The organism is Novosphingobium sp. 17-62-19 (assembly GCF_002256775.1).
Taxonomy (GTDB): domain Bacteria; phylum Pseudomonadota; class Alphaproteobacteria; order Sphingomonadales; family Sphingomonadaceae; genus Novosphingobium.
The window spans coordinates 1-6,359 of sequence record NZ_NCII01000147.1; the positions used below are offsets into that span (position 1 = coordinate 1).

5 protein-coding genes, 1 other RNA gene and 1 pseudogene are annotated in these 6,359 nt (G+C 59.8%); 2 read left to right on the forward strand and 5 right to left on the reverse strand.

The window, feature by feature from the left end:
• Positions 1 to 1,929: diguanylate cyclase (locus tag B7X90_RS18205; protein WP_292626987.1), on the forward strand; the 1,929-nt coding region annotated here is incomplete at its 5' end.
• Positions 1,930 to 1,970: 41 nt separating this feature from the next.
• On the opposite strand, the gene B7X90_RS18210 is transcribed toward B7X90_RS18205, so the two are convergent.
• The 5 genes and pseudogenes from B7X90_RS18210 to B7X90_RS18230 all read right to left on the reverse strand — a co-directional run bounded on the left by B7X90_RS18210 (position 1,971) and on the right by B7X90_RS18230 (position 5,201).
• Positions 1,971 to 2,915 (reverse strand): cation diffusion facilitator family transporter, encoded by a 945-nt coding sequence (locus B7X90_RS18210; RefSeq protein WP_292626989.1) that lies wholly within the window; start codon positions 2,913 to 2,915, stop codon positions 1,971 to 1,973.
• A 55-nt stretch (positions 2,916 to 2,970) separates the two neighbouring features.
• An RNA gene (gene rnpB / locus B7X90_RS18215) (RNase P RNA component class A) lies at positions 2,971 to 3,379 on the reverse strand.
• Positions 3,380 to 3,433: 54 nt separating this feature from the next.
• Positions 3,434 to 3,877 (reverse strand): annotated as a pseudogene (locus B7X90_RS18220) (N-acetylmuramoyl-L-alanine amidase); the annotation flags it as partial.
• Positions 3,878 to 3,880: 3 nt separating this feature from the next.
• Entirely contained in the window at positions 3,881 to 4,522 is a 642-nt protein-coding gene (locus B7X90_RS18225) for a histidine phosphotransferase family protein (protein WP_292626991.1), read from the reverse strand.
• A 154-nt stretch (positions 4,523 to 4,676) separates the two neighbouring features.
• Entirely contained in the window at positions 4,677 to 5,201 is a 525-nt protein-coding gene (locus tag B7X90_RS18230; protein WP_366409909.1) for a M67 family metallopeptidase, read from the reverse strand.
• Positions 5,202 to 5,224: 23 nt separating this feature from the next.
• Between B7X90_RS18230 and B7X90_RS18235 the strand changes: the two genes are divergently transcribed.
• A complete protein-coding gene (locus B7X90_RS18235; RefSeq protein ID WP_292626992.1) occupies positions 5,225 to 6,004 on the forward strand; it encodes a M48 family metalloprotease in 780 nt (259 codons plus the stop codon).
• Positions 6,005 to 6,359: the final 355 nt, after the last annotated feature.

The window sequence follows — 6,359 nt, forward strand, 5'->3', positions numbered from 1 at the left end:
CCCGCGAAACTGACCGGACACTACAGCGCTTTATCGATTAGCGCGTGTCCGGTCAGCTTCGCTACCGGCAGAACCTACACCACGTACCGGGACACGACCAAAATGACGATAACGAGGCGATTGCTCATTATCGCTGCAATACTCCTGCTTGTGATGGTTCCCACGGCAATCGCAGTGGTTGCAACTTCGCTGGTTGCACAGAACTCTTTCGAAGAGATGCATCAGTATCGCCATGTCCTGCGTACGACGGCCAAGCTTGAAAGATCAGTTGTTGATGCTGAAACAGCGCAGCGTGCTTATCTTCTGACCGGAAGCCGTGCTTATCTTACGGAATTCAACATCTATATGGCGCAGGCTAAGGCTGATGTTGCCAAAGTCGCAGGGTTGAAGCGCTCCAGTGCAGTAGTCCAGCCAGAACGAATCGATGCCGTATTGCGTCCTGCCCTTGCTGAAATCGAAATGCTTGAAAGGCTTAACGTTTCCGGAACTGATTCTGCACTTGCTCTTATAAGGTCGCAAGAAGGGCGGTTTGAAGCGCAGCAGCTGCGTCAGGCAGGGCTTGCACTTGATTCAGAGCAGAACGGCAACTTCCAAAGAAGCCGCCGGTCGGTATCCTGGTACCTCAACATAAGTCAGTGGACGGCAATAGTCGGGGTTTCACTCGGCGTTTTGGTGGCACTGTTTTCGCTGTACGCGCTTGGTCGCTATATCCGGCGATCACTTGAAATCATCCTCACGGCCATGCGCAAGGCTGATGCATCGGGCATTCCTGATGACATCGCTGCGCAACTGGCTGGGGAATTTCGCGAAGTCCGCGATACATATCAGGCCATGTGCCAGCGGATGCGCAATGAAATCATCCGACGTGACGAGGCAGAATCCAAAATTGGAGAAATGCTTAATCGCAGCGATGGCGAACTGGCTGACCGGCGCAGGATCGGCGAAACGCTGGCAAAGATTTCCCATCGCCTTCCAGCCTGCATTGACCAGAAGGAACTGGTGACGCTGGCCAGCCGGTTTATCCCTCAGTTGTTCGACATAAAGGGCGGCGCGCTTTATTTCCAGAACAATTCATCGACGGTCCTGTCCCGCGTGGCGGCTTGGGGTGATTGCAAATCAAGCCAGGACGAATTTGCACCGGTAAAGTGCTGGGCACTGCGCAGAGGGCAGCTTCATGTGGTGGCTGACACTGCCACCGATGTGACCTGCGGACATCTGACGCCCGAAGCTGTCGAGGACTATGTGTGCATTCCGCTGACGGCCCAAGGGGAAACCGTAGGCCTGCTCTATCTGGAAGGCATCGCCGCCAATATGGAGGGCGAAAACCCCGACCGCGCCATGGAAGATATGCGGGTATTGTGCGAGAACCTTGCGCTTGCGCTGGTCAACCTGCGCCTGCGTGAAAGCTTGCGTTACCAGTCGCTGCGCGATCCGCTGACCGGGCTGCATAATCGCCGTTATCTTGAAGAAGTGCTGGATCTTGAGTTTGCCAAGAGCCGCCGGAGCGGTGCCCCTGTCAGCCTTATCATGATTGACATCGACCACTTCAAATCGATCAATGATACGTTGGGTCATGACGCGGGCGATATTGTGCTGCGTCATCTCGCATCGACTATCGGCAACAGCATTCGCAAGGGCGATGTCGCCTGTCGTTATGGTGGTGAAGAGTTCGTCATCATGATGCCGGACCTGGCTCCCGATGCAGCTTATGCCCGCGCCGAATTGCTGCGCGAGCAGATCAAGGCGACGCAAATGAGATCGGACAACAGTGAATTGCCGCAAATTACGGCATCGTTCGGTCTGGCATGTTTTATCGGAGATGACCGTTCGCCTGCCGATATTCTGCGGGATGCTGACCACGCGCTCTATCAGGCAAAGGCTGAAGGAAGGGATCAGGTCCGGCGCGCGGAAACCAAATCCTGTCGCTGAAGTGAAGGTATGGTTGTACCCCAGCCTTTTTAATGCAGCCGTCAGACGGTCTGATGGCTTGCCAACCTGCAATCTTCACCACTCAGCGTTTCGATCTGGATCGTGGAATGGCAGATTGAAAAATCATGGTCCAGCTGGTGTGATACGCTGTGGACGAAGCTGTCCCCCGGATGACCACCTGGCATGACGAGGTGGGCGGTCAGCGCCGTCTCTGTGGTGCTCATCGACCAGATGTGCAGATCGTGGACGGCCTCGACGCCGTTGAGCGCTTGCAGGAAGCTGCGGACCTTGCGCTCATCAATGCCGGTGGGCACGCCCAGCAGGCTCATCCGCAGCGAATCCTTGAGCAGGCCCCAAGTGCCCCACGCGATCACGCCAACAATCAGCAGGCTGGTCACGGGATCGATCCAGGTCTGGCCGGTCAGCATGATCAGCAGCCCGGCGACAACCACGCCTGCCGAAACCGCCGCGTCTGCTGCCATGTGCAGATAGGCGCCGCGAATGTTCAGGTCATGATCGCGCCCGCGCATGAACATCAGTGCGGTGGCGGTGTTGATCACGATGCCCACCGCAGCGACGATCATCACCGTGCCGCCAACCACGGGTTCAGGCTCGAACAGCCGCCGGATCGTCTCCACCAGAATCGCGCCCAAGGCCACCAGCAGGAATGCGGCATTGCCGAGCGCAGCTAGGATCGAACTGGACTTGAAGCCGTAGGTGAACCGCGCAGACGGCGGGCGCTTGGTCAGCACGCTGGCGACCCACGCGATGATGAGGCCCAGCACGTCAGAAAGATTGTGACCGGCATCGGCCACCAGCGCCATTGAGCCAGAGATGACACCATAGACCGCCTCGACCACCACGAAGGCGAGATTCAGGCCAATCCCGACGGCAAAGGCGCGCCCGAAGCTGGCGGGGGCGTGGCTGTGGCCGTGCGCGTGACTGTGAGAATGGTCGTGATGATGGTGATGATGGCCGCCGGACATGAGGCCTTCCTAACGCCTTGCGGGCATGTAGGAAACAGGTGTTGCGCCAGGGGGCCTGTAAGCCGGGTTCTGTAGCGCCGACGGTATCCCACAAGTGGACCGTATCGGCACTGGCAGCCATTCCTCTAGGCGGACCGTTGCCGGAACGCTCAAGCAATCAACCCGGACTGCTGGCCCGAAACAGGCCTGCCCCGAAAGGCGCGCAGTCCCTATTCGATCTTGCTCCAGGTGGGGTTTGCCGTGCCGCTTCCGTTGCCGGTCGCGCGGTGCGCTCTTACCGCACCCTTTCACCCTTGCTGTCCCTTGCGGGATTAGCGGTCTGCTCTCTGTGGCACTTTCCCTTGACCTTTGGCGTGAGCCTCAGGCCCGGCGGGCGTTACCCGCCACCCTTGTTTCGTGGAGCCCGGACTTTCCTCGGCCTTCCCCCCGCTCATCCTGAGCTTGACGAAGGACGCGGCTGCCCGCTTGGGCGTGGGCAGGCAGAGGTGGTGGCGGGCGATGAGTTCCCACGGGAACAGTTCGCCGGGATCTTCTTTGCGGGCAGGCGCAATGTCTGAATGGCCGACGACATTGGCGCGGGGCACGTTGTGGCGTTTCACGATGTCGGCCAGCAGCGGAAGCAATGCTTCGATCTGGGCATCGGGGAAGGGGCGGTAGCCGAATTCGTGACCGGGGTTGACCAGTTCGATGCCGACGCTGGCCGAGTTCACATCGGTGATCCCGCGCCACGATCCCCGGCCTGCGTGCCACGCGCGCTTGGCTTCGTCGACAAGCCCGGTCACCGTCCCGTCCTCGTCGATCAGGTAATGCGCAGACACTTCTGCAGCCGGATCGCACAGCCGATCCAAAGCTGCCTGTGCGCTTTCCATGCCGGTGTAGTGGAGTACCACCATCGACACAGGGCACTTGCGCTCGTTCCAGTTGGGCGAAGGCACTTCGCGGTGGACGAGCCAGCGGCGCATGGATCAGGTGACCGGCAGGACCGCGCCGAGGACAAGGCTTTCCGCCGTCACATGCACCTGCACGGCACCGTTCACCGATGCAGCAAGCTGCTGGACCATGGCGGCGGGCGCGGTGCGGCTGGACAGTTCGGCTGACGGCAGCGTGCCCTCCAGCGCTTGCCCGATTGCCTGATCGAAAGCCACGCGCTGCCCGGCGGCGCGCACGACGATTTCGGCCACGCCGTCCCGAACTTCAGCGCCAATATCGAGCGTGCCACCACGCACCAGCGCATCAAGGCCTATCAGTGCAAGGTTGAGCAGGGTCTTGACCGCCGGTTTGCCAAGGCTGTCCACCCCAAACATCCAGTTTACCGACACGCGCCCGTTGCTTCCGGCAAGCGCATCGACCAGCGCCCGCGCTTCGCCCACTGGCACGGCCTCGCCAAAGCCGCCCGCCGCACCGAAGGCGAGGCGGAAGAACTTGAGCTTGTCGGCAGAAGCCTTGGCGCTCTGTTCCAGCAGTTCCATGCACCGCTTGCGCATTTCAGGGTCTTTCTCGTCAGCGAGAAGTTCCAGACCGTTGGAAAGCGCGCCCACGGGGCTGAGCAGATCGTGGCAGAGGCGTGAGCAGAGCAGGCTGGCAAGATCAAGGGAATTGGCTGGCATGTTCAGGTTTCGCGCCTTTTTCCTGAAGGGGTTTACACAGTTTACACTGTCCAGAGAAACTTCGCCGACCCCGGCTTATACCCGTGCTGATTGTCCGCCGGAGCGGCCTTGGTGCAGAGGAAGGGCGGCTTGGTGCTCATCATCAACCTCTGCCTTAGCCTTGCTCGACGCAGTAGGAAAGCGGTTCAAACCCATCTGCCCCATCGCGCCAACAGGTAATCGCGTCATTAGCTACGATCACCCATACCCGCCCATCGCGTGCGGCGCTGGCCGCGTCGGTGGCAGAGGGGCGCGTGAGGCTGTTGGGGTGTGAGTGGAAATAACCGACGACCTGCGGGCCGGAGCCATCGCGTGCGGCGCGGTGTGCGGCGATGAGCGCAGCAGGGTCGATTTCGAAATCGCGTGTGGCGTCGGGTGCGATGTTTGCAGTGGGAACGGCGATTTCGATGCGCGAGGCGGTGCCTAGGAGCAGGCCGCAGGCTTCGAGCGGCGCGGCACGGCGCGCGGCTGTGAGCATGATGGCATGGGCGGGTTGGCTGATGGTCAGGGCCATGCCGTTGGTGTGGCGATTCGGCGCGTTGCTGGCAAGGTTTGGGCGATGCGGCGAGGCGTGGCGATCTTCGCCTTGGCATCCAAAATGGTCAGGTCCGGGGTTGCCCAGCGGACTTGGCGCGGGCATTCTGCGTGGCAAAGGGGAATAACATGCGCAGGAAATTGGAACGTCTGGTCGACCTTTCGCCGATGGTTGCTGTTGGCGGTATGGCTGGGGCAGTAGCGCTTGGTCTGGCGGTTCCGGCCCATTCGCAAAGCTTTGGCGACATTCTTGGCTCGGCCAAGAAGGTTGCGCAGGCCGCAACGGTTTCGGATGCGCAGATCGTGTCCTATTTCTCGCAGATGTCGGTTGAGATGGATCGGCAGAACACGGTTGCCACGGCCAAGAACCCTTATGCCGTCCGCCTGGCCAAACTCACCACCGGGCTGGCCAGCTATGATGGGCTGAACCTGAACATCAAGGCATACCTTGCCAACGATGTGAATGCCTTTGCGATGGGCGATGGCACGGTGCGGGTCTATTCCGGGCTGATGGACAAGATGACCGACGATGAAGTGCGTTGCGTGATCGGTCATGAAATCGGGCATGTGAAGCTCGATCACGGCAAGAAGCGGATGAAAATGGCGCTGCAAAAAGATGCAGCGCTGAGCGTTGCAGGTACAGCCAGCAGCGGCGTGCGCAGGCTTGCCAGCTCGGAGCTTGGCGGGCTGATCGGGAACGCGATCAACGCGCAGCATTCACAGGCGGCTGAAACGGCAGCCGATGATTACGCGCTGTCTTTCATGGCCGCCAAGAGCTACCCGCAACCAGCCTGCGCCACCGCGATGGACAAACTGGCGGCGCTAGGCGGCGGTGGCGGCATCGGCCTGCTCAGGACCCACCCCGATCCCGCCCAGCGGGCCAAGCGGATGCGTGCGAAGATCAAGTGATCTTGATGGGGGGTAAATGATGAGTCACCGTAGTCCCTCTCGGTTTTGTCACAACCGAGAGGGAAGCATCGGATGACGAGGTCGTCGATGAACTGATGGCTCTGACAGTTTTCCAAGCTTGAAGCCGTGCTGGTTGAGTCTGCAAATGTCAAAAACAGTAAAATTCAGTAAAATCATAAGATTGCTAGTGGTCCGAAAAGATTCCGGCGTTTGAACGCGCGCGATCCGACAGGGTGCCAAATGTCAGCATTGGGTCACTAAGGCCTGTGGACATTTACCGCAGAGCAATTCTGAGCGCGGCAAGATTGATCATTGCTCGGTAGCTTTGATCGGTCTTTTCATAGCGGGTAGCGAT